This is a genomic window from Zhihengliuella alba (genome assembly GCF_039538765.1).
GTDB lineage: Bacteria > Actinomycetota > Actinomycetes > Actinomycetales > Micrococcaceae > Zhihengliuella > Zhihengliuella alba.
This window is the reverse complement of sequence record NZ_BAABCJ010000001.1, coordinates 1,050,195-1,073,503: the sequence shown is the minus strand read 5'-3', so window position 1 is coordinate 1,073,503 and position 23,309 is coordinate 1,050,195. Positions and strand designations below refer to the sequence as shown.

The window sequence follows — 23,309 nt, the reverse complement described above, 5'->3', positions numbered from 1 at the left end:
GTACCCCGGGATCGGCCCCTGGCGGGAGGGTCCGCGTGCTTTAGTAGTTCCATGACTGCCACTCCACCCGGGACCCCGCCGGGACCCGACGCCGCCGGCGCGCGTTCGGCCGGCCGGGAGCCGTTGCTGCGGAGCGAGCCCGGCGTGCTCGCGGGCGTCTGCTCCGGGCTCGCCGCGCACCTGGGGACCCAGGCGTGGGTGGTCCGGCTGCTGATGGTGCTGGCCGCCTTCGCCGGCGGGGCCGGCGTCTTCCTGTACGCGTGGCTGTGGATCCTGCTGCCCAGCAGCACGGACGCCGCCCGGACATCGGAGACGCTCGGCGCCTCCCGGCGCCGGACCCTGGCCGACGCCATGCGCGGTCTCCCGGCCGGTCTCGGCGACCCGGGCGCGGGACAGGCCCTGCGGACCGTGCTGATCGGCGTCGCCCTGCTGGCCGCCGGTCTGCTGCTGGTCGCGCAGCTGCTCGGCGTCGACCTGGCGTGGGGCTTCGTGTGGCCGATGGTGGTGACCGCCGCGGGCGCGGCCCTCGTGTGGACGCAGATCGACGCGGGGCGCTCCCGCTTCCATGCGTCGGCCCCCGCGGAGCCGGGCGCCCGGGCGGACGCCGATCCGGAGGCAGGCGCCGCCGGGACTCCGCGACGGGGCCGGCGCTGGATCCTCGGAGTCCGGCTCGCGGCCGGTCTCGCGCTCGTGATCGTCGGCCTGATGCTCCTGCTCGCGCAGAGCCTGCAGGTCGAGGCGATCTGGGCCGGGGCCCTGGTCTCCCTGGTGGTCCTGGCGGGCGTGGTGGTGGTGCTCCTGCCCTGGGGGCTGCGCTTCTGGCGCGACTACCAGGCCGAGCGCGCGAGCCGCATCCGCGCCGCGGAGCGGGCCGACATCGCCGCCCACCTGCACGACTCCGTCCTGCAGACCCTCGCCCTGATCCAGCAGCGCGCCGGCGACGAGGCGCACGTGGTCCGGCTCGCCCGCGCCCAGGAGCGGGAGCTGCGGCAGTGGCTCTACCGGGACGCGCCGACGGAGCAGACGGACGTCGGGGACGGGATCCGGAACGAGGCCGCCGAACTGGAGGCGCACTACCCGGTCCGGTTCGACGTCGTGACGGTGGGCCGGGTGGAGGGCGTGCCCGGGCAGGACGCCCTGGTCCAGGCCGCGCGCGAGGCGATGGCCAATGCGGCCAAGCACGCCGGCGGCAGCGTCTCGGTGTACGTGGAGAGCGGCCCGCGCGAGGTCGCGGTGTTCGTCCGCGACCGCGGGGACGGCTTCTCCCTGGACACCATCGCCGAGGACCGGCTCGGCGTGCGCGAGTCCATCATTGGACGCATGCAGCGTCATGGCGGCACCGCCCGGATCCGCAGCGGTCCCGACGGCACGGAGGTCCAGCTCTGCCTGCCCGTGACGGCCGAGGACGGGCGCAACGGGAACGGGAACGGCCGCGCGGGCGGCCGGTCGACCGACGGACAGGGCGCCGGCGACGAGCCGGCCCACGAGGAACGGGCGCAGCGCGCCCACCAGGAGGAACAGGCATGAACCAGCACGACGGCGTCGTCCCGGACCAGCCGACCGGCGCCCCGGGTGCCGGGGCACCGATCCGGGTGGTGGTCGTGGACGACCACGCGGTCTTCCGGGCCGGCCTGCGGGCCGAGCTCGACGGGCGGCTGGAGGTCGTCGGCGAGGCGGCGACGGTCGAGGAGGCCGTCGCCGCCGTGCAGCGGCTGCGGCCGGAGGTCGTCCTGCTGGACGTCCACCTGCCGGGCGGTCGCGGCGGCGGCGGGGCGGAGGTGCTCGCGGTCTGCGCGGGCCAGCTCGCGGCGACCCGCTTCCTGGCCCTCAGCGTCTCGGACGCGGCCGAGGACGTCGTGACCGTCATCCGCGCCGGCGCGCGCGGCTACATCACCAAGTCGGCCTCGGGCCGGGAGATCTCCGACGCCGTCGTGCGGGTGGCCGGGGGAGACGCCGTCTTCTCGCCACGGCTGGCGGGTTTCGTGCTGGACGCGTTCGGCACGGGTGCCGCGGTGAGCGCGGACGACGATCTGGACCTGCTCTCGGCGCGCGAGCTCGAGGTCATGCGGCTCATCGCCCGCGGCTACAGCTACAAGGAGGTCGCGAAGGACCTCTTCATCTCCGTCAAGACCGTCGAGACCCACGTCTCCTCCGTGCTGCGCAAGCTGCAGCTGTCCAACCGGCACGAGCTCACGCGCTGGGCCGTGGACCGCCGCATCCTCTAGCGGGCGAGGAGCCTCTGGATGCGGGCGACGCCCTCGGCCAGGTCCTCGTCGCCGAGGGCGTAGGAGAGACGGATGAAGCCCGACGGGCCGAAGGCCTCGCCCGGGACGACCGCGACCTCGGCCTGCTCGAGGATCAGCGCCGCCAGCTCCGCGGACGTCGTCGGGGTGGCCCCGCCGATCTCCCGGCCGAGCGCCCCGCGGACGTCGACGTACGCGTAGAACGCGCCCTGCGGCGTCGGCGCGTAGAAGCCCTCGATCTCGTTCAGCGCGGAGACCATCGCCCGGCGGCGGCGGTCGAAGGCCGCGCGCATCTCGTGCACCGCGTCCAGCGACCCCGTGACGGCGGCCAGGGCCGCGCGCTGGGAGACGTTGGAGACGTTGGAGGTGGCGTGCGACTGCAGGTTGGTGGCCGCCTTGATGACGTCCTGCGGGCCGACCATCCAGCCGACGCGCCAGCCGGTCATGGCGTAGGTCTTCGCGACGCCGTTGAGGATCACCACGCGGTCGGCCAGCTCGGGGACGGCGCCGGCGATCGACGTGAACTCGACGCCGTCGTACACCAGGTGCTCGTAGATCTCGTCCGTCACCACCCAGAGGCCGTGCTCCGCAGCCCAGCGGCCGATCGCGACGACCTCGTCCGGGGAGTACACGGCGCCGGTCGGGTTGGAGGGGGAGACGAAGACGAGGATCTTGGTCCGGTCCGTGCGGGCGGCCTCGAGCTGGTCGACGGTGACCTTGTACTCGGCCTCCGGCCCGGCGAACACGTCGACGGGCACACCGCCGGCGAGGCGGATGGCCTCCGGGTACGTGGTCCAGTACGGGGCGGGGACCAGGACCTCGTCCTCGGGGTCCAGCAGCGTCGCGAACGTGTTGTAGACGGCCTGCTTGCCGCCGTTGGTCACGAGGACCTGGCTGGCGGCGACCTCGTACCCGGAGTCCCGCAGCGTCTTCGCGGCGATCGCCTCGCGCAGCTCCGGCAGGCCGGCGGCGGGGGAGTAGCGGTGGTTCCGCGGATCGCGCGCGGCCTCGACGGCGGCGTCGACGATGTACTCGGGGGTCGGGAAGTCGGGTTCGCCGGCGCCGAAGCCGATCACCGGGCGCCCGGCGGCCTTGAGGGCCTTGGCCTTCGCGTCGACGGCGAGGGTGGCGGACTCGGCGATGGAACCGACGCGGCGGGAGATCCGGGACATGCGCTTCTGGCTCGCTTTCACTGTGGTTGCGGGGCGACGGTCCCAGCTTAGTGGTGCGGGCCCGCGACATGGTGCCCGGCGGCTCGCCGCGACGTCCGGTTCGACTTGTGGCGATCCATTGCGTAAACTTTTACCTCGGTGTTGCGAAGCACCGCGATCGGACCGTGCAGTCGGTGGGGCAGTTGCCCCGAGCCGGGTGCGGGCGATCGGAACAACCTAGGGTAGTGGCGCAATTGGTAGCGCAGCGGTCTCCAAAACCGCAGGTTGCAGGTTCGAGTCCTGTCTGCCCTGCGCAGTGGCCATCATGGATCCGTCCGTGATGTGCTCAGCGATAACCACGTCACGGTGTCTCGCGGGTCTGAGGGACCAGCGGGGCACCGTGACTGTTTCATCGGAAACCACCTGGATCGAGGTAGCGTGAGCGATACCGCGGCGAGCGACTCTAACGACATGCGAGCTCCCAAGGCCGACAATCGGGGGATCTTCGCCAAGATCGCGCTCTTCCTCCGTCAGGTCGTCTCCGAGCTGAAAAAGGTCGTCACGCCGACGAAGAAGGAATGGGTCAACTACACGATCACCGTTCTCTGCTTCGTCATCATCGTGATGCTGATTGTCAGTGCACTGGACTTCCTGTTCGGCAACGCGTCGATCTTCGTTTTCACGGAACCGCTGGAGCAGTAAGTCTCGTTGACGCGTGGCGACGGCCCGCTGCACGATGAACACTTCTGGTTAACCAGTGACAGAAAGCAGGAACCCCGTGTCCGATCAGGAACTCGAAGCCCAGGGCAACGAAGAGAACGTTGACCTGGCACCGGAGGCCGACGCCGAGGCGTCGGCCGAAGCTGCCGTTTCCGAGGGCGCAGATTCCGACGGCGCAGCGCCGGCGCAGGACGCGCCCGCCGCCGAGGCGGACGCCGAGGCCCCGGACGCCGAGTCGGCCACCGAGGACGCGGACGCCGCGCCGGAGGTCGACCCCAAGGAGGAGTTCCGGGCCAAGCTGCGCCGCCAGCCGGGCGACTGGTACGTCATCCACTCCTACGCGGGCTACGAGAACCGCGTGAAGGTCAACCTGGAGACCCGCATCCAGACCCTCAACATGGAGGATTTCATCTACGAGATCCAGGTCCCCATGGAAGAGGTCATGGAGATCAAGAACACCACCAAGAAGATCGTCCGCCGCGTGCGCATCCCGGGCTACGTGCTCGTGCGCATGGAGCTCACGGACGAGTCCTGGGGTGTCGTCCGCCACACTCCCGGTGTGACCGGATTCGTCGGCAACGCCCACGATCCGACGCCGCTGAGCCTGGACGAGGTCTTCTCGATGCTGGAGCACACGATCGTCTCGGAGGAGGACGGGGAGGGCTCCTCGAAGCCGGGCCGCGCCCCGATCTCCGAGGTCACCGTGGACTTCGAGGTCGGCGAGTCGGTCACCGTCAACGACGGCCCGTTCGAGACGCTGCCGGCCACGATCTCCGAGATCAAGCTGGACACCAAGCAGCTCGTGGTCCTGGTCTCGATCTTCGAGCGCGAGACGCCGGTGACCCTGTCCTTCGACCAGGTCACCAAGATCCAGTAGCGATCCCGTAGTATTAACAGGCTTCGGCCCCATTCCGGACCGCTTTGACCGGATGGGGCCGTTCGGTTGCCGCGCCACGGCAATCAACCCCCTCCAGCACGCTCCTGTGCTGCGTGGGAAACGTAAAGAGTAGAAGGACCCGACATGGCCCCCAAGAAGAAGGTCACCGGCCTCATCAAGCTGCAGATCCAGGCAGGCGCCGCCAACCCGGCCCCGCCGATCGGTCCCGCGCTTGGTCAGCACGGTGTCAACATCATGGAGTTCTGCAAGGCGTACAACGCTGCGACCGAATCCCAGCGCGGCAACGTGATCCCCGTGGAGATCACGGTCTACGAGGACCGTTCCTTCACCTTCATCACGAAGACCCCGCCGGCCGCCGAGCTCATCAAGAAGGCTGCAGGCGTCCAGAAGGGCTCCGCCACCCCGCACACCGTCAAGGTCGCCAAGCTGACCCAGGCGCAGTGCGAGGAGATCGCAGAGCAGAAGATGACGGACCTGAACGCCAACGACGTCCAGGCCGCCGCCAAGATCATCGCCGGCACCGCCCGCTCCATGGGCATCACCGTCGAGGGCTGACCAGCCCCACCCCGCCCCGGTTCGTCCGGAGCAGTCCCACCCGGGACACCTCAACATCGAAGACGCGGGCCGGCCGAATGAGCCGGACACCGCAAGTGGCAGGGTCGAGCGCGACCCACTGGACCACGACTGCATAAGGAGAAAACGCAGATGGCAAAGCGCAGCAAAGCATACGAGGCAGCTGTAGCCAAGATCGACTTCGGCAAGCTGTACTCGCCGGCCGAAGCCGTGGCTCTCGCCAAGGAGACCGCTGTCTCCAAGGCCGACCCGACCGTCGAGGTCGCCTTCCGCCTGGGCGTCGACCCGCGCAAGGCCGACCAGATGGTCCGCGGCACCGTCAACCTGCCGCACGGCACCGGCAAGACGGCCCGCGTGGTCGTCATCGCCACCGGAGACAAGGCCGAGGCCGCTATCGCCGCCGGCGCCGACTACGTCGGCTCGGACGACATCATCGAGAAGATCCAGGGCGGCTGGACCGACTTCGATGCCGCCGTCGCCACCCCGGACCTCATGGGCAAGGTGGGCCGCCTGGGCAAGATCCTCGGCCCACGCAACCTCATGCCGAACCCGAAGACGGGCACGGTGACCATGAACGTCGCCAAGGCCGTCGAGGACATCAAGGGCGGCAAGATCGACTTCCGCGTCGACAAGCACTCCAACCTGCACTTCATCATCGGCAAGGCGTCCTTCGACGTCGAGAAGCTCGCCGAGAACTACGCTGCAGCCCTGGAGGAGATCCTCCGCCTGAAGCCGACCGCTTCCAAGGGTCGCTACATCAGCAAGGCCACCGTCGCCACGACCTTCGGCCCGGGCATCCCGGTCGACCCGAACGTCACCAAGGTCGTCACGGCCTAAGGTCCCCGGACCGCCGCCGGAAGGCCCCGCTGCTCGCGCAGCGGGGCCTTCCGCGTCTCCGGGCCAGTCCGGGTCCGGGCGGGTGGGCGGGATCCGCTCCCGCGGCTCGCCGCGGGGCCCGCCTCGGGGTGCGGCCCGCCGATTTGGCGCGCGGACGCCGCATCGCTATAGTTGTCTGTACCTAAGACCGTCGGTCGGTGTGTGCCCATGGCGAATCCGCGAGGATGAGCCGGGGCGGGCATCTGAAAGTTCCTCGTAGAGGACGACCCACGCAGGTGACACACTTCCTCCACGGTGACCACGTCGTCGTACTCGAAGCCCTGTGCGCCTGCACGGGGCGTTTTTTGTGTGCGGCCCTCCCGGGCCCGAGCCCCCAGGGGCGGGACTTCCGGAACTGATCGACATCCGACTCAATCCCCGGAAGGAGGGTTATGGCAACGCAGAGCAAGATCACCGCTGTTGAGGAGATCACCGCCGACTTCAAGGAGTCGAACGCCGCTGTCCTGACCGAATACCGCGGGCTCTCGGTGGCGAAGCTCAAGGATCTGCGCCGTGCACTTGGTCCCGAGACCAAGTACTCGGTCGTCAAGAACACCCTGACCAGCATCGCCGCCAAGGAAGCGGGCATCGACGCGTTCGATGACCAGCTCTCCGGCCCGACCGCCATCGCCTTCATCAAGGGCGACGCCGTGGCTGCTGCCAAGAGCCTCACGGACTTCGCCAAGGACAACAAGCAGCTGGTCGTGAAGACCGGCTTCTTCGAGGGCAAGGCACTCGACGCGAGCGGGGTCGAGGCCCTGGCCGCACTCGAGTCGCGTGAGCACCAGCTGGCCCGCGTCGCCGGTGTCCTGCAGGCCCCGGCGTCCGCCGCGGCCCGCATCATCGACGCGCTGCGCGCGAAGCTCGAAGAAGAAGGTGGCGCCCCGGCTGAGGCTCCCGCCGCCGAGGCCGAGGAAGCGCCCGCTTCCGACGCCGCCACCGAAGAGGCCTGAGGCTTCTCACCCCACCGCAAACTTGCGGCGCCTCCAGGGCGCCGCTCAAAGGAAAGGACGCCAAAATCATGGCGAAGCTTACCACTGACGAGCTGCTCGACGCTTTCAAGGAAATGAGCATCATCGAGCTCTCCGAGTTCGTGAAGTCCTTCGAGGAGACCTTCGAGGTCACCGCTGCTGCCGTCGCCGTTGCCGGCCCGGCCGCCGGTGGCGGCGAGGCCGCTGCCGAGGAGCAGACCGAGTTCGACGTCATCCTCGAGGCCGCCGGCGACAAGAAGATCGGCGTCATCAAGGAGGTCCGTGGCCTCACGTCGCTGGGCCTGAAGGAAGCCAAGGAGCTCGTCGACGGCGCTCCGAAGGCCGTCCTCGAGGGCGCCAACAAGGAGACCGCCGAGAAGGCCAAGGAGGCCCTCGAGGCCGCCGGCGCCACGGTCACCCTCAAGTAAGTCCCCCGGACTTCTCGAGGCCGGTCCCGACCGGATCTCACCGACGAAACCCCGTTCCCCGCAGCAGCGGGGGACGGGGTTTCGTCGTACCAATCCGCCCCTCCGGCGCGCACCGGCGTCCCAGTCAACGTTGACCGGGCTCCAAGCCTGACTTCGTATCGTTACCAATATGAGATCTCGGCTGGCCCTCCTCGATGTCACGCGCCTCGTGGCGGCGCTGCTGGTGGTCTTCTACCACTACACCGCATGGCACCACAGCAACTGGGGTCCGGACAACGCCAGCGAGGCCTGGCCGCTGCTCAGCCGGATCACGACCTTCGGCAACCTCGGCGTTCCGCTGTTCTTCATCGTCAGCGGCTTCGTCATCCTGCTCTCCAGCTACGGCCGGCGGCCCAGCCAGTTCGTCGGTTCGCGCATCGGCCGGCTCTTCCCCGCCTACTGGGTGGGCGTCCTCGCCACCGGGGTCCTCGTCTTCTTCATCTGGGCCGACGCCGGCGACAAGCTCACCTACGCCGACTGGGCCGTGAACTTCACGATGTTCCAGTCCGCGGCCGACGTCCCGGACATCGACGGCGTCTACTGGACCCTCTGGGCCGAGATGCGCTTCTACGGCTGGATCCTGCTGTTCATGCTCCTCGGCTGGCTCACGCCCGGGCGCATGCTCGCGTTCGCCGGCCTCTGGCCGGTGGCGGGGATCCTCGCGGACGCCGCCGGGCTCGGGGCGCTGGACGCCGTCCTCATGAAGCAGCACGCACCGCTCTTCGCCGGTGGCATCGCGCTCTTCCTCATCTTCCGCTTCGGGCACACGCCGCTGCGCTGGATCGTCCTGGGCACCAACGTGGCCCTCAGCGCCTTCTTCACGGGCAAGCGCATCAGCGGCGAGGTCGAATCGCTGGTCGGCTACACGATCGCCCCCGAGGTCTACTGGCCGATCGTGGTGGCCCTGTTCGCCCTGCTCGCGGGCATGACGCTCACCCGGGCCCGCGACTGGCAGGTCCCCGGCGCCACGACTGCTGGCGCCCTGACCTACCCGGTCTACCTCCTGCACCAGATGTGGGGCTGGTGGCTCATCGGGATCCTGGCCCCCGTCCTCCCGCGCCCCCTGACGCTCGCCGCCGTCGTCGCCCTGGTCCTCGTAGCGGCCTACGCGGTGCACCGCGCGGTCGAGCGGCCGTACGGCAAGCCGCTCTCCCACGCGGTCACGCGCGGCCTGGACTGGGCGGGGGAGCGCGTCAGCGCTGCAGCAGGAGGGCTTCGCCCTGCCCTCCTCCGCCGCACAGGCTGACCGCGGCCCGGCCGGATCCGCGGCGCGCGAGCTCCAGCGCCGCGTGCAGCGCCAGGCGCGCACCGGAGGCGCCGATCGGGTGCCCCAGCGCGATCGCCCCGCCGTGGATGTTGGTCCGCTCCAGCGGGTAGTCCAGGTCCCGCAGCGACTGGCACGCCACGGCGCCGAAGGCCTCGTTGATCTCGACGAAGTCGACGTCGGCGATGCTCCAGCCGGCGGTCGCCAGCGCCCGCTCGATCGCCCGGGAGGGCTGCGAGTGCAGCGAGTTGTCCGGGCCGGCCACCTGCCCGGGGGCGCCGATCGCCGCCAGCACGGTCAGCCCGTGCTCCTCGGCGTAGGCCCGGGACGCGACGACGACGGCCGCCGCGCCGTCCGAGAGCGGCGAGGAGTTGCCGGCCGTGATGGTCCCGTCGGGGTCGAAGGCGGGGCGCAGCCCCGCGAGGGTCTCCGGGGTCGTGTCCGGCCGGACGCCCTCGTCCGCGGAGACCACCACGGGCTCGCCCTTGCGCCGGGGGATCTCCACCGGCACGATCTCCTGCTCGAACACGCCCTCGGCCTGGGCGGCCGCCGCGCGTCGGTGCGACTCGGCGGCGACCTCGTCCTGATCGGCGCGGGCGATCCCGAGGCCGCTGTTGTGCCGCTCGGTGCTCACGCCCATGGAGACGCCGTCGAACGCGTCCGTCAGCCCGTCGTGGGCCACGGAGTCGACCGCCGAGATGTCCCCGTAGGTCCAGCCCCGGCGCGATCCGGGCAGCACGTGCGGGCCGTTCGTCATGGACTCCATGCCGCCGGCCACGACCACGTCCGCCTCGCCCAGGCGCACCAGGCGGGCGGCGTCGGTGACGGCGGCCAGCCCGGAGAGGCAGACCTTGTTGATGGTGACGGTGGGGACGTCCCAGCCGATGCCGGCGGCGACGGCCGCCTGCCGCGCCGGGTTCTGGCCGGCGCCGGCCTGGACCACCTGGCCCATCACGACGGCGTCGACGGCGTCCGCGCCGACCCCCGAGCGCTCCAGTGCCCCGGCGATCGCGCGGGCGCCGAGCTGCACCGCGGTCAGGGCCGCGAGGCCCCCGTTGAACCGGCCGAACGGCGTGCGCGCGCCGCCGACGATCACGGCCTCCCGGGCGGCGCCGGCGTCCTTGCTCCCCATATCCCGAATGCTCATGCAACCACTCTAGCGTGACCAATGACACAGTGGAGTCCGCTGGTCAGGGCCGCATCGGCGGGAATCCCGCGTGTGCCGCTTGTCAATCCTCCACTAGACATGCTAGGTGCCCGTATGTAGAATGGAGCTTTGCGTCTTCCCTCTCTGCGTTCTGGCCTTCATATAGCGGTGGGTCCGAGAATCCCGTGATGTCGACCGGCAACCCGATCAGCAGCACCCAGTACGACGACTGGTGTGCCCGACTGACGGCGGCGGCATGGACGGGCGGGGGAGGCGCTCGGAAACCTGACGGTCTGTGGAAGGATCCATCTTGGTCGCCTCGAGCACCTCTCAAAACGTAACCGCTAGTTCGGCGCGGTCCGCAGAAGCGGCTGGCCGAATCTCATTCGCAAAGATCCACGAACCGCTGGACGTGCCCAACCTGCTGGCACTGCAGACGGAGAGCTTCGACTGGCTGGTGGGCAACCAGCGGTGGAAGGACCGCTTCGCGGCGGCCCAGGAGATCGGCGACGACAGCATCGCCGAGGTCTCCGGCCTCTCCGAGATCTTCGAGGAGATCTCCCCGATCGAGGACTTCCAGCAGACGATGTCGCTGAGCTTCTCCGATCCGGAGTTCGCCGACCCCAAGTACACCGAGGCCGAGTGCAAGGACCGCGACGCGACCTACGCCGCGCCGCTGTACGTCAAGGCCGAGTTCATGAACAACAACACGGGCGAGATCAAGCAGCAGACCGTGTTCATGGGCGACTTCCCGCTGATGACCCAGAACGGCACGTTCATCATCAACGGCACCGAGCGCGTCGTCGTCTCGCAGCTGGTCCGCTCCCCGGGCGCCTACTTCGAGCGCACCCCGGACAAGACGTCCGACAAGGACATCTTCACCGCCAAGGTCATCCCCTCCCGCGGTGCCTGGCTCGAGCTCGAGATCGACAAGCGCGACCAGGTCGGCGTCCGCCTCGACCGCAAGCGCAAGCAGTCCGTCACGGTCCTGCTCAAGGCCCTCGGCTGGAGCGAGGCCGACATCCTGGCCGAGTTCGGCAACTACGAGTCGATCCGCGCCACCCTGGAGAAGGACACCACGGAGACGCAGGAGGAAGCCCTCCTCGACATCTACCGCAAGCTCCGTCCGGGAGAGCCGCCGACAGTCGAGTCCGCGCAGAACCTGCTGGACAACCTGTACTTCAACGCGAAGCGCTACGACCTGGCGAAGGTCGGCCGCTACAAGATCAACCGCAAGCTGGGGCTGGACAAGCCGCTCTCCGGTCCGGGCGCCTCGGTGCTCGGCAACGACGACATCGTCGCCATGATCAAGTTCCTCGTCGCGCTGCACGCGGGCGAGGCCACGGTCCCGGGTCGCCGCAACGGCGAGGACGTGGACATCCGCGTCGAGGTCGACGACATCGACCACTTCGGCAACCGCCGCATCCGCGCCGTCGGCGAGCTGATCGAGAACCAGGTCCGCACCGGCCTGTCCCGCATGGAGCGCGTCGTCCGCGAGCGCATGACCACGCAGGACGTCGAGGCCATCACGCCGCAGACGCTGATCAACATCCGCCCGGTCGTCGCCGCGATCAAGGAGTTCTTCGGAACCTCCCAGCTGTCGCAGTTCATGGACCAGAACAACCCGCTGGCCGGCCTGACGCACAAGCGCCGCCTGTCCGCGCTCGGCCCGGGCGGCCTGTCCCGCGACCGCGCCGGCATGGAGGTCCGTGACGTCCACCCGTCGCACTACGGCCGCATGTGCCCGATCGAGACCCCTGAAGGCCCGAACATCGGCCTGATCGGCTCGCTCGCGACCTACGCGCGCATCAACGCGTTCGGCTTCATCGAGTCGCCGTACCGCAAGGTCGTCGACGGCCGGGTCACCGAGGAGGTCCAGTACCTCACGGCCGACGAGGAGCTCGACGCCCTCATCGCCCAGGCCAACGCGCCCCTGACGGACGACCAGCGCTTCGCCGAGGACCTCGTCCTCTGCCGCGAGCGCGGCGGCGGCGGCGAGCCCGTGCTCGTCTCCCCGTCCGAGATCGACTTCATGGACGTCTCCCCGCGCCAGATGGTGTCCGCGGCGACGGCCCTGATCCCGTTCCTCGAGCACGACGACGCCAACCGCGCGCTCATGGGCGCCAACATGCAGCGTCAGGCCGTGCCGCTGCTCCAGTCGGAGGCCCCGCTCGTGGGCACCGGCATGGAGAAGTACGTGGCCGTCGACGCCGGTGACGCCGTCACCGCCGAGAAGGCCGGTGTGGTCACCACGGTCTCCGCCGACCTGGTCATCGTCATGAACGACGACGGCACGGAGTCCGCGTACCCGATCATGAAGTTCGCGCGCTCCAACCAGGGCAACGCGTACAACCAGCGGGTCCGCGTCTCCGAGGGCGACCGCGTGGAGTTCCAGAGCATCCTCGCCGACGGTCCGTCGACCGACAAGGGCGAGCTGTCGCTGGGCAAGAACCTCCTGGTGGCGTTCATGTCCTGGGAGGGCCACAACTTCGAGGACGCCATCATCCTGTCCCAGCGGATGGTGTCCGAGGACGTCCTGACCTCGATCCACATCGAGGAGCACGAGGTCGATGCCCGCGACACCAAGCTCGGTGCCGAGGAGATCACCCGCGACATCCCGAACGTGTCCGAGGAGGTGCTGAGCCAGCTCGACGAGCGCGGCATCATCCACATCGGCGCCGAGGTCGAGGCCGGCGACATCCTGGTCGGCCGCGTCACGCCGAAGGGCGAGACGGAGCTGACCCCGGAGGAGCGCCTGCTGCGCGCCATCTTCGGCGAGAAGTCCCGCGAGGTCCGCGACACGTCCCTGAAGGTGCCCCACGGCGAGTCCGGCACCGTCATCGGCGTGCGGATCTTCGACCGCGACAACGACGACGAGCTGCCCCCGGGCGTGAACCAGCTGGTCCGCGTCTACGTGGCGCAGAAGCGCAAGATCACCGACGGCGACAAGCTCGCCGGCCGCCACGGCAACAAGGGCGTCATCTCGCGCATCCTGCCCGTCGAGGACATGCCGTTCCTCGAGGACGGCACGCCGGTCGACGTGATCCTGAACCCGCTGGGCGTCCCGGGCCGCATGAACATCGGCCAGGTCCTGGAGATCCACCTGGGCTGGGCCGCGAAGCAGGGCTGGAAGATCGAGGGCGAGCCCGAGTGGCTGCAGCACCTCCCGAACCTGCCCCGCGAGTCGGGCCCGACGACGGTCGCGACCCCGGTCTTCGACGGCGCCGAGGAGGGCGAGGTCCGCAACCTGCTGGACCACACCACCCCGACCCGCGACGGCCAGCGGCTGATCGGCAACACCGGCAAGGCGAACCTGTTCGACGGCCGCTCCGGCGAGCCGTTCCCGGACCCGATCTCCGTCGGCTACATGTACATCCTGAAGCTGCATCACCTGGTCGACGACAAGATCCACGCGCGCTCGACCGGCCCGTACTCCATGATCACCCAGCAGCCGCTCGGCGGTAAGGCCCAGTTCGGCGGCCAGCGCTTCGGTGAGATGGAGGTCTGGGCCCTGGAGGCGTACGGCGCCGCCTACACGCTGCAGGAGCTGCTGACCATCAAGTCCGACGACGTCCACGGCCGCGTGAAGGTCTACGAGGCGATCGTCAAGGGCGAGAACATCCCGGACCCGGGCGTGCCCGAGTCCTTCAAGGTGCTCATCAAGGAAATGCAGTCGCTGTGCCTGAACGTCGAGGTGCTGTCCGCGGACGGCACCACGATCGAGATGCGTGACTCGGACGAGGAAGTCTTCCGGGCCGCGGAAGAACTCGGCATCGACCTCTCGCGGGCCGAGCCGAGCTCCGTCGAGGAGGTCTAGTACACGGGCGGGGGCCCGGCGCACCGCCGGGCACCCGCCGTCGTACCGATCTTTTTCCCGAACCCATCAGCGGCCCGCGCCGCTGGACAAGACTTCAGAGAATTAGAGAGATAGGGACCATATGTCCAACGATTCCTCCTTCGGCCTCATGCGAATCGGCCTGGCCACCGGCGAAGACATCCACGAGTGGAGCTACGGCGAGGTCAAGAAGCCGGAGACCATCAACTACCGCACCCTGAAGCCCGAGAAGGACGGACTCTTCTGCGAGAAGATCTTCGGTCCGTCCCGGGACTGGGAGTGCTACTGCGGCAAGTACAAGCGCGTGCGCTTCAAGGGCATCATCTGCGAGCGCTGCGGCGTCGAGGTGACCCGTGCCAAGGTGCGCCGCGAGCGCATGGGCCACATCGAGCTGGCCGCCCCCGTCACGCACATCTGGTACTTCAAGGGCGTCCCGTCCCGTCTGGGCTACCTGCTGGACCTGGCCCCGAAGGATCTCGAGAAGATCATCTACTTCGCGGCCTACATGATCACCTCGGTCGACGAGGAGCGCCGTCACGCCGAGCTGCCGAACCTGCAGGCGCAGCACGACCTGCAGCGCAAGCAGCTCGTCGAGAACCGCGACTCGGACATCGCCGCCGTCGCCCGCGACCTGGAGAACGACCTCGCCCGCCTCGAGGCCGAGGGGGCCAAGGCCGCGGAGAAGAAGAAGGCCCGCGACCTCGCCGATAAGACGATGGCGCAGATCCGCAAGCGCGCCGACGCCGAGATCGAGCGCCTCGAGCAGGTGTGGGACCGCTTCAAGAACCTCAAGGTCGCCGACCTCGAGGGCGACGAGGGCCTGTTCCGCGCCATGCGCGAGAAGTACGGCCTGTACTTCGAGGGCGCGATGGGCGCCGAGGCGATCCGCAAGCGCCTCGAGTCCTTCGACCTCGAGGCCGAGGCCGAGCACCTGCGCGACATCATCAAGAGCGGCAAGGGCCAGCGCAAGACCCGTGCGCTGAAGCGCCTGAAGGTCGTCAACGCGTTCCTGACCACGGACAACAGCCCGCTGGGCATGGTCCTGGGCGCCGTCCCGGTGATCCCGCCGGAGCTGCGCCCGATGGTCCAGCTGGACGGCGGCCGCTTCGCGACCTCCGACCTGAACGATCTGTACCGTCGCGTGATCAACCGCAACAACCGCCTGAAGCGCCTGCTGGACCTCGGTGCCCCCGAGATCATCGTGAACAACGAGAAGCGTATGCTCCAGGAGGCTGTGGACTCCCTGTTCGACAACGGCCGCCGCGGCCGTCCGGTCACGGGGCCGGGCAACCGTCCGCTGAAGTCGCTGTCCGACATGCTCAAGGGCAAGCAGGGCCGCTTCCGCCAGAACCTGCTCGGCAAGCGCGTCGACTACTCCGGCCGTTCGGTCATCGTCGTCGGCCCGCAGCTGAAGCTGCACCAGTGCGGCCTGCCCAAGCAGATGGCGCTGGAGCTCTTCAAGCCGTTCGTGATGAAGCGCCTGGTGGACCTCAACCACGCGCAGAACGTCAAGAGCGCCAAGCGCATGGTCGAGCGCTACCGCCCGCAGGTCTGGGACGTGCTCGAGGAGATCATCACCGAGCACCCGGTGCTGCTCAACCGTGCACCTACCCTGCACCGTCTGGGCATCCAGGCGTTCGAGCCGCAGCTCGTCGAGGGCAAGGCCCTGCAGCTGCACCCGCTCGTCTGCGCCGCGTTCAACGCCGACTTCGACGGCGACCAGATGGCAGTGCACCTGCCGCTGTCGCCGGAGGCGCAGGCCGAGGCGCGCATCCTGATGCTCTCGTCGCACAACATCCTGAAGCCGTCCGACGGCCGTCCGGTGGCTCTGCCGTCGCAGGATATGATCATCGGCCTCCACCACCTCACCACCAAGCGCGAGGGGGAGAAGGGCGAGGGCCGTGTCTTCACGACCGCGGCCGAGGCGATCATGGCGCACGACGCCGGCGAGCTGCACCTCAACGCCGTCGCCAGGATCCGCGTGGAGGGCTTCGTGCCGTCCGACGAGCAGCCGGCCCCCGAGGGCTGGGAGCCGGGCACCCCGGCGCTCATCGAGACGTCCCTGGGCCAGGTGCTCTTCAACGAGACCCTGCCCGAGGACTACCCGTGGGTCGAGCACGTCGCGGGCAAGGACGCGCTCTCGGAGATCGTCAACGACCTCGCCGAGCGCTACCCGAAGATCATCACCGCGCAGACGCTGGACAACCTGAAGGACGCCGGCTTCTACTGGGCGACCCGCTCGGGTGTGACGGTCGCGATCTCGGACGTCTCCTCCAACATGAACAAGGCGGAGATCCTGGCGCCGTACGAGGAGCAGGCACTCAAGGTGCAGGCCCAGTTCGACAAGGGCCTGATCGCCGACGACGAGCGCCGCACCGAGCTGGTCGACATCTGGACCAAGGCGACCGACGAGGTCGCCGAGGCGATGAAGAACGGCATGGAGAAGCTGAACACCATCAACCGCATGGTGACCTCGAAGGCTCGAGGCAACTGGCTCCAGCTGCGCCAGATCGCGGGTATCCGTGGTCTCGTGTCCAACCCGCGCGGCGACATCATCCCGCGTCCGATCAAGTCCTCGTACCGTGAGGGCCTCACGGTCCTCGAGTACTTCATCGCGACGCACGGTGCGCGCAAGGGCCTGGCCGATACGGCGCTGAAGACGGCCAACTCGGGCTACCTGACCCGTCGTCTGGTCGACGTCTCCCAGGACGTCATCGTCCGCGAGGACGACTGCGGCACCCGCCGCGGCCTGACCGTGCCGATCGCGACCGTCGACGACCTGGGCACCGTGCGCAAGCACGAGACCGTGGAGAACTCGGCCTACACCCGCACGCTGGCCACCGACGTCAACGACGCCGAGGGCAACGTGCTGGCCGAGGCCGGCGCCGACGTGGGCGACGTCCTGATCGACCGCCTCTACGAGGCGGGCGTCCAGGAGATCAAGGTCCGCTCCGTGCTGACCTGCGAGTCCGCCGTCGGGACCTGCGCGCTCTGCTACGGCCGCTCCCTGGCCACGGGCAAGCTCGTGGACATCGGCGAGGCCGTCGGCATCATCGCCGCGCAGTCCATCGGCGAGCCGGGCACGCAGCTCACCATGCGTACGTTCCACACGGGTGGTGTCGCCTCCGCAGAGGACATCACCCAGGGTCTGCCCCGTATCCAGGAGCTCTTCGAGGCCCGCACCCCGAAGGGTGTGGCCCCGATCTCCGAGGTCGCCGGCCGCGTGACTATCGAGGACGCCGACCGTCAGCTGCGCATCGTCATCACCCCGGACGACGGCACCGAGGACATCGCGTACCCGATCCTGCGCCGTGCCCGCATGCTGGTCGTCGACGGCGACCACGTGGAGGTCGGCCAGCAGCTCGTCGCCGGTGCGATCGACCCCAAGCAGGTGCTGCGCGTGCTCGGCCCGCGGGAGGCGCAGAAGTTCCTGGTCCGCGAGGTCCAGAACGTCTACCAGTCCCAGGGTGTGGGCATCCACGACAAGCACGTGGAGGTCATCGTCCGGCAGATGCTGCGCCGGATCACCGTGATCGAGCAGGGCGACACCGACCTGCTGCCGGGCGAGCTCACCGACCGCGCCCGGTTCGTCTCGGAGAACCGCAAGGCCGTGTCCGAGGGCAAGACCGCGGCGTCCGGCCGCGACGAGCTCATGGGCATCACCAAGGCCTCGCTGGCGACCGACTCGTGGCTCTCCGCCGCCTCCTTCCAGGAGACGACGCGCGTGCTCACGCAGGCCGCCATGGAGGCCAAGTCGGACTCCCTCGTCGGCCTGAAGGAGAACGTGATCATCGGCAAGCTGATCCCGGCCGGCACCGGCCTGGACCGCTACACGAAGGTCTCGGTGGAGCCGACCGAGGAGGCCAAGGCCAACCTGTTCACCGGGCCGAGCGCCTTCACGGGCTTCGACTACGAGGGCATGGACAACGGGCTGAGCCCCGAGTTCACGGCCATCCCGATGGACGACTACGACCTGGGCAGCGACTTCCGCTGATCACAGGCAGTAGGGGACTGATCCCCTAGGGGAGAGGTCATCCGGCCGATCCACGACGAGGGGCGGCACCGCAGCGGCGGTGCCGCCCCTTCGCCGTCGCCGGGCTCACACGCTCCGATTCGGAGCACGGGCCCGAATCGTGGTAGATTGATGTCAATTGTTTTGTGTGTGGCAAAGGGACACGGTCCGGGTCGCGGGGAAGTTGCGCGACGAATGCCACACTTTTGCACGCCTACGGTCGATTCCGCTGCCGTTGCGTTGCGATGAAACGACCACACCGCAGTGCCGGCGGCTCCCTGGGCCCACGGCGCGGCAGATCACAGAAACCGGAGGACACGAAAGTGCCTACTATTCAGCAGCTGGTCCGCAAGGGCCGCTCGCCGAAGGTCAACAAGACCAAGGCCCCCGCCCTGAAGGGCGATCCCATGCGCCGTGGCGTGTGCACCCGTGTGTACACGACCACCCCGAAGAAGCCGAACTCCGCGCTCCGCAAGGTCGCCCGCGTGCGCCTCTCCGGCGGCGTCGAGGTCACGGCGTACATCCCGGGCGTCGGCCACAACCTGCAGGAGCACTCCATCGTGCTGGTCCGCGGCGGCCGTGTGAAGGACCTCCCTGGCGTGCGCTACAAGATCGTCCGCGGTGCTCTCGATACCCAGGGTGTGAAGAACCGTAAGCAGGCTCGTTCCCGCTACGGCGCCAAGAAGGAGAAGAAGTAATGCCTCGTAAGGGTCCGGCGCCCAAGCGCCCGCTCGTCGCCGATCCGGTCTACGGGTCGCCGCTGGTCACGCAGCTCATCAACAAGGTCCTCGTCGACGGCAAGAAGTCGACCGCCGAGCGCATCGTCTACGGTGCCCTCGCCGGTGCCGAGGCCAAGTCCGGCAACGACCCGGTGGTCACCCTCAAGAAGGCCATGGACAACGTCCGCCCGGCCCTCGAGGTCCGCTCCCGCCGCGTCGGTGGCGCCACCTACCAGGTCCCGGTCGAGGTCAAGCCGGGCCGCGCCACCGCCCTCGCCCTCCGTTGGCTCGTCGGCTACTCCAAGGACCGCCGCGAGAAGACGATGATCGAGCGTCTCATGAACGAGATCCTCGATGCCTCGAACGGTCTCGGTGCCGCTGTGAAGCGCCGCGAGGACACCCACAAGATGGCCGAGTCCAACAAGGCCTTCGCTCACTACCGCTGGTAAGCATGACGTCGCGTGGACGACGGCGGCCGAAGCACCCAGGTGCCCCGGCCGCCGTCGTCCCCGGGTCAACAGACAAAGGGAGACAACGTGGCACAGGATGTGCTCACCGACCTCAAGAAGGTCCGCAACATCGGCATCATGGCCCACATCGATGCCGGTAAGACCACCACGACGGAACGCATCCTCTTCTACACGGGTGTGAACCACAAGATCGGCGAGACGCACGACGGCGCCTCGACGACCGACTGGATGGAGCAGGAGAAGGAGCGCGGCATCACCATCACGTCCGCCGCCGTGACCTGCTTCTGGGACAACAACCAGATCAACATCATCGACACCCCGGGCCACGTTGACTTCACCGTCGAGGTCGAGCGCGCACTGCGCGTGCTCGACGGCGCCGTTGCCGTCTTCGACGGCAAGGAGGGCGTGGAGCCGCAGTCGGAGACCGTGTGGCGCCAGGCCGACAAGTACGACGTCCCGCGCATCTGCTTCGTCAACAAGATGGACAAGATGGGCGCCGACTTCTACTTCACGGTGGACACCATCGTGAAGCGCCTGGGCGCGACCCCGCTGGTCATGCAGCTGCCGATCGGCTCCGAGTCCGACTTCGTCGGCGTCGTGGACCTGCTCTCCATGAAGGCCCTCGTGTGGCCGGGCGACTCCAAGGGCGACGTCACCATGGGTGCGGCCTACGAGACCCGCGAGATCCCCGAGGACCTCAAGGAGCGCGCGGAGGAGTACCGCAACAAGCTCATCGAGCAGGTTGCCGAGTCCTCCGAGGAGCTCATGGAGAAGTACCTCGAGGGTGAGGAAATCACCAACGAGGAGCTCAAGGCCGGCATCCGCAAGATGACGGTCAACTCCGAGGCCTACCCGGTCTTCTGCGGCTCCGCCTTCAAGAACCGCGGCGTCCAGCCGATGCTGGATGCGGTCATCGACTACCTGCCGGCCCCGCTGGACGTCCCGCCGATGATCGGTCACGACCCGTCGGACGAGACCGTCGAGCTGACCCGCAAGCCGAGCAAGGACGAGCCGTTCTCGGCCCTCGCCTTCAAGATCGCCTCGCACCCGTTCTTCGGCCAGCTGACCTTCGTGCGCGTCTACTCGGGCCGCGTCACGGCCGGCACGCAGCTGCTGAACACGACCAAGGGCAAGAAGGAGCGTCTGGGCAAGCTGTTCCAGATGCACTCCAACAAGGAGAACCCGGTCGAGGAGATCGTGGCGGGTCACATCTACGCCGTGATCGGCCTCAAGGACGTCACCACCGGTGACACCCTGAGCGCCACGGACGCCCCGATCGTCCTCGAGTCGATGACCTTCCCGGAGCCCGTGATCTCCGTGGCCATCGAGCCGAAGACCAAGGGCGACCAGCAGAAGCTGTCCACGGCCATCCAGAAGCTGGCCGCCGAGGACCCGACCTTCACGGTCAACCTCAACGAGGACACCGGCCAGACCGAGATCGGCGGCATGGGCGAGCTCCACCTGGACATCCTGGTGGACCGCATGAAGCGCGAGTTCAAGGTCGAGGCCAACGTCGGCAAGCCGCAGGTGGCCTACCGCGAGACGATCAAGAAGGCCGCCGAGAAGGTCGACTACACCCACAAGAAGCAGACGGGTGGCTCCGGCCAGTTCGCCAAGGTGCAGGTCTCGTTCGAGCCCCTGGACACCTCCGAGGGCGAGATGTACCAGTTCAAGAACGCCGTCACCGGCGGTCGCGTCCCGCGCGAGTACATCCCGTCCGTCGACGCCGGCATCCAGGACGCCATGCAGTTCGGCATCCTGGCCGGCTACCCGGTCGTGGGCGTCAAGGCGACCCTGATCGACGGCGCGTACCACGACGTCGACTCCTCGGAGATGGCGTTCAAGCTCGCCGGTTCGCAGGTCTTCAAGGAAGGCGCACGCCGCGCCAACCCGGTCCTGCTCGAGCCGGTCATGGCCGTCGAGGTCCGCACCCCGGAGGAGTACATGGGCGACGTCATCGGCGACCTGAACTCCCGCCGTGGCCAGATCCAGTCCATGGAGGACGCGCAGGGCGTCAAGGTCGTCAAGGCCTCGGTCCCGCTGTCCGAGATGTTCGGCTACATCGGCGACCTGCGTTCCAAGACGCAGGGTCGTGCCGTCTACACCATGACGTTCGACAGCTACGCCGAGGTCCCGAAGGCCGTGGCCGACGAGATCATCCAGAAGTCCCGCGGCGAGTAATCGCCTGAGGAACCTGGTCTGCCGCCGCCCGGAGACGGTCGGCGGCGACCGGGCGGGGACCGCACCGGCGGTCTCCGCCCGGGCAGACTGAGGGGCCCGGACGACGCGGGCGCCTGCGGAAAGCAAATTTAGCGAAACAAACCAGCCCCCATTAGACTTGCATGAGTTTCGTCCACGAACCGCGTGGGCGAGGGTAAGTCTTCTGACTATGTTCTAGGAGGAACCTGTGGCGAAGGCAAAGTTCGAGCGGACTAAGCCGCACGTCAACATCGGCACCATTGGTCACGTTGACCACGGTAAGACCACGTTGACTGCTGCCATTTCCAAGGTGCTTGCTGACAAGTACCCGGATCTGAACGAGCAGCGCGATTTCGGCGCCATCGACTCCGCACCGGAGGAGCGCCAGCGCGGCATCACCATCAACATCGCGCACATCGAGTACCAGACCGAGGCGCGTCACTACGCCCACGTCGACGCCCCGGGTCACGCTGACTACGTGAAGAACATGATCACCGGTGCTGCTCAGATGGACGGCGCCATCCTCGTTGTGGCCGCCACCGACGGCCCGATGGCCCAGACCCGCGAGCACGTGCTGCTGGCCCGCCAGGTCGGCGTGCCGAAGCTGCTCGTGGCGCTGAACAAGTCGGACATGGTCGACGACGAAGAGCTGCTCGACCTGGTCGAGATGGAGGTCCGCGAGCTGCTGTCCTCCCAGGAGTTCGACGGCGACGACGCACCCGTCATCCGCGTCTCCGGCCTGAAGGCTCTCGAGGGCGACCCGCAGTGGGTCAAGGCCGTCGAGGACCTCATGGAGGCAGTCGACGAGTACATCCCGACTCCGGTCCGTGACCGCGACAAGCCGTTCCTCATGCCGATCGAGGACGTCTTCACCATCACCGGCCGCGGCACCGTCGTGACGGGCCGCGCCGAGCGCGGTACCCTCGGCATCAACTCCGAGGTCGAGATCGTCGGCATCCGTCCGGTCCAGAAGACCACGGTCACCGGCATCGAGATGTTCCACAAGCAGCTCGACGAGGCATGGGCCGGCGAGAACTGTGGCCTGCTGCTCCGCGGCATCAAGCGCGAGGACGTCGAGCGCGGCCAGGTCATCGTGAAGCCGGGCTCGATCACCCCGCACACGAACTTCGAGGCGAACGTCTACATCCTGTCCAAGGACGAGGGTGGGCGTCACAACCCGTTCTACTCGAACTACCGCCCGCAGTTCTACTTCCGCACCACCGACGTCACCGGCGTCATCACGCTGCCCGAGGGCACCGAGATGGTCATGCCGGGCGACAACACCGAGATGACCGTTGAGCTCATCCAGCCGATCGCCATGGAAGAGGGCCTCGGCTTCGCTATCCGCGAGGGTGGCCGCACCGTTGGCTCGGGCCGCGTCACCAAGATCATCAAGTAAGGTTCCGACCTTCTTGTAGATCCGCAGGATCGCACGAGAGGACCCCGTCGCCGGAAGGCGGCGGGGTCCTCTCGCCGTTAACGCCGGCACCGGCCGCCGGGGCGGGCCGGCCATGAGGGATCTCACGCGCCGGCGAGCGGTGCGGGGGAGGCCCCGAGTTGCAGCGCCGCGGCCGGGCATGGCACACTAGACAAGTTGTTCATTTGCTTTGCCTGCGGTCAGCCGTGTCCGGTACCAGGACATGGTCCGCAGGCCGGCTCCGACGGAGCCAGCTCCCCGCCCGGGATAATGCCCGGGGCGGGGGAGTGGCCGACTGGAGCGAACAGAGCGCAACTGAAGATCCCCCTACGGCAGGCAACTCTGAG

17 protein-coding genes and 1 tRNA gene are annotated in these 23,309 nt (G+C 68.4%); 16 read left to right on the top strand and 2 right to left on the bottom strand.

The annotated features are described in order from the left end of the window. The first annotated feature begins 51 nt into the window (after window positions 1-51). Window positions 52-1,527 (top strand): ATP-binding protein, encoded by a 1,476-nt coding sequence (locus tag ABD784_RS04810; RefSeq protein WP_344880670.1) that lies wholly within the window; start codon window positions 52-54, stop codon window positions 1,525-1,527. Then, window positions 1,524-2,225: a response regulator transcription factor gene (locus ABD784_RS04805; RefSeq protein ID WP_344880667.1), complete on the top strand. Its 702-nt coding sequence runs from the start codon at window positions 1,524-1,526 to the stop codon at window positions 2,223-2,225. Before ABD784_RS04810 ends, ABD784_RS04805 begins: the two co-directional genes overlap by 4 nt. On the opposite strand, the gene ABD784_RS04800 is transcribed toward ABD784_RS04805, so the two are convergent. Beyond that, window positions 2,222-3,415, bottom strand: a complete 1,194-nt coding sequence (locus ABD784_RS04800; protein ID WP_344880664.1) for a pyridoxal phosphate-dependent aminotransferase — start codon at window positions 3,413-3,415, stop codon at window positions 2,222-2,224. The genes ABD784_RS04805 and ABD784_RS04800 overlap by 4 nt on opposite strands. Window positions 3,416-3,633: 218 nt before the next feature. Here ABD784_RS04800 and ABD784_RS04795 point away from each other — a divergent pair. The 8 genes from ABD784_RS04795 (at window position 3,634) to ABD784_RS04760 (ending at window position 9,145) form a co-directional block, all read left to right on the top strand. Then, window positions 3,634-3,706, top strand: a tRNA-Trp gene (locus ABD784_RS04795). Window positions 3,707-3,865: 159 nt separating this feature from the next. After that, a complete protein-coding gene (secE, locus tag ABD784_RS04790) occupies window positions 3,866-4,096 on the top strand; it encodes a preprotein translocase subunit SecE (RefSeq protein ID WP_344880661.1) in 231 nt (76 codons plus the stop codon). Between the two features lie 76 nt (window positions 4,097-4,172). Next, window positions 4,173-4,991 carry a transcription termination/antitermination protein NusG gene (gene nusG / locus ABD784_RS04785; RefSeq protein WP_344880658.1) on the top strand — a complete coding sequence of 273 codons (819 nt, stop codon included), beginning with the start codon at window positions 4,173-4,175 and terminating at the stop codon, window positions 4,989-4,991. A 144-nt stretch (window positions 4,992-5,135) separates the two neighbouring features. After that, window positions 5,136-5,567 (top strand): 50S ribosomal protein L11, encoded by a 432-nt coding sequence (gene rplK, locus ABD784_RS04780; protein WP_309081139.1) that lies wholly within the window; start codon window positions 5,136-5,138, stop codon window positions 5,565-5,567. 150 nt (window positions 5,568-5,717) lie between these two features. Then, window positions 5,718-6,422 (top strand): 50S ribosomal protein L1, encoded by a 705-nt coding sequence (gene rplA, locus ABD784_RS04775; protein ID WP_344880654.1) that lies wholly within the window; start codon window positions 5,718-5,720, stop codon window positions 6,420-6,422. A gap of 431 nt (window positions 6,423-6,853) precedes the next feature. After that, window positions 6,854-7,414, top strand: coding sequence for a 50S ribosomal protein L10 (gene rplJ / locus ABD784_RS04770; protein ID WP_344880651.1), 561 nt, complete (start codon window positions 6,854-6,856; stop codon window positions 7,412-7,414). A gap of 68 nt (window positions 7,415-7,482) precedes the next feature. After that, window positions 7,483-7,860, top strand: a complete 378-nt coding sequence (gene rplL / locus ABD784_RS04765; RefSeq protein ID WP_309081136.1) for a 50S ribosomal protein L7/L12 — start codon at window positions 7,483-7,485, stop codon at window positions 7,858-7,860. Between the two features lie 169 nt (window positions 7,861-8,029). Then, on the top strand, window positions 8,030-9,145 hold the full coding sequence (locus tag ABD784_RS04760) for an acyltransferase family protein (RefSeq protein ID WP_344880648.1): 1,116 nt from the start codon (window positions 8,030-8,032) through the stop codon (window positions 9,143-9,145). Here the strand turns inward: ABD784_RS04760 and ABD784_RS04755 are convergent. Further along, on the bottom strand, window positions 9,093-10,310 hold the full coding sequence (locus tag ABD784_RS04755; RefSeq protein WP_344880646.1) for an acetyl-CoA C-acetyltransferase: 1,218 nt from the start codon (window positions 10,308-10,310) through the stop codon (window positions 9,093-9,095). The genes ABD784_RS04760 and ABD784_RS04755 overlap by 53 nt on opposite strands. A gap of 310 nt (window positions 10,311-10,620) precedes the next feature. Here ABD784_RS04755 and rpoB point away from each other — a divergent pair, with 310 nt between their 5' ends. The 6 genes from rpoB to tuf all read left to right on the top strand — a co-directional run bounded on the left by rpoB (window position 10,621) and on the right by tuf (window position 22,944). Further along, entirely contained in the window at window positions 10,621-14,127 is a 3,507-nt protein-coding gene (rpoB, locus tag ABD784_RS04750; protein WP_344880643.1) for a DNA-directed RNA polymerase subunit beta, read from the top strand. A 121-nt stretch (window positions 14,128-14,248) separates the two neighbouring features. After that, window positions 14,249-18,139: a DNA-directed RNA polymerase subunit beta' gene (locus ABD784_RS04745; protein WP_344880640.1), complete on the top strand. Its 3,891-nt coding sequence runs from the start codon at window positions 14,249-14,251 to the stop codon at window positions 18,137-18,139. A 341-nt stretch (window positions 18,140-18,480) separates the two neighbouring features. Next, on the top strand, window positions 18,481-18,855 hold the full coding sequence (rpsL, locus tag ABD784_RS04740; RefSeq protein WP_189349245.1) for a 30S ribosomal protein S12: 375 nt from the start codon (window positions 18,481-18,483) through the stop codon (window positions 18,853-18,855). Beyond that, window positions 18,855-19,325, top strand: coding sequence for a 30S ribosomal protein S7 (gene rpsG, locus ABD784_RS04735; protein WP_309081131.1), 471 nt, complete (start codon window positions 18,855-18,857; stop codon window positions 19,323-19,325). Before rpsL ends, rpsG begins: the two co-directional genes overlap by 1 nt. 87 nt (window positions 19,326-19,412) lie before the next feature. Further along, a complete protein-coding gene (gene fusA / locus ABD784_RS04730; protein WP_344880637.1) occupies window positions 19,413-21,527 on the top strand; it encodes an elongation factor G in 2,115 nt (704 codons plus the stop codon). Between the two features lie 226 nt (window positions 21,528-21,753). Next, the gene (tuf, locus tag ABD784_RS04725) at window positions 21,754-22,944 is read left to right on the top strand and encodes an elongation factor Tu (protein ID WP_344880634.1); all 1,191 of its coding nucleotides are present in this window, start codon (window positions 21,754-21,756) and stop codon (window positions 22,942-22,944) included. The last annotated feature ends 365 nt before the right edge of the window (window positions 22,945-23,309 follow it).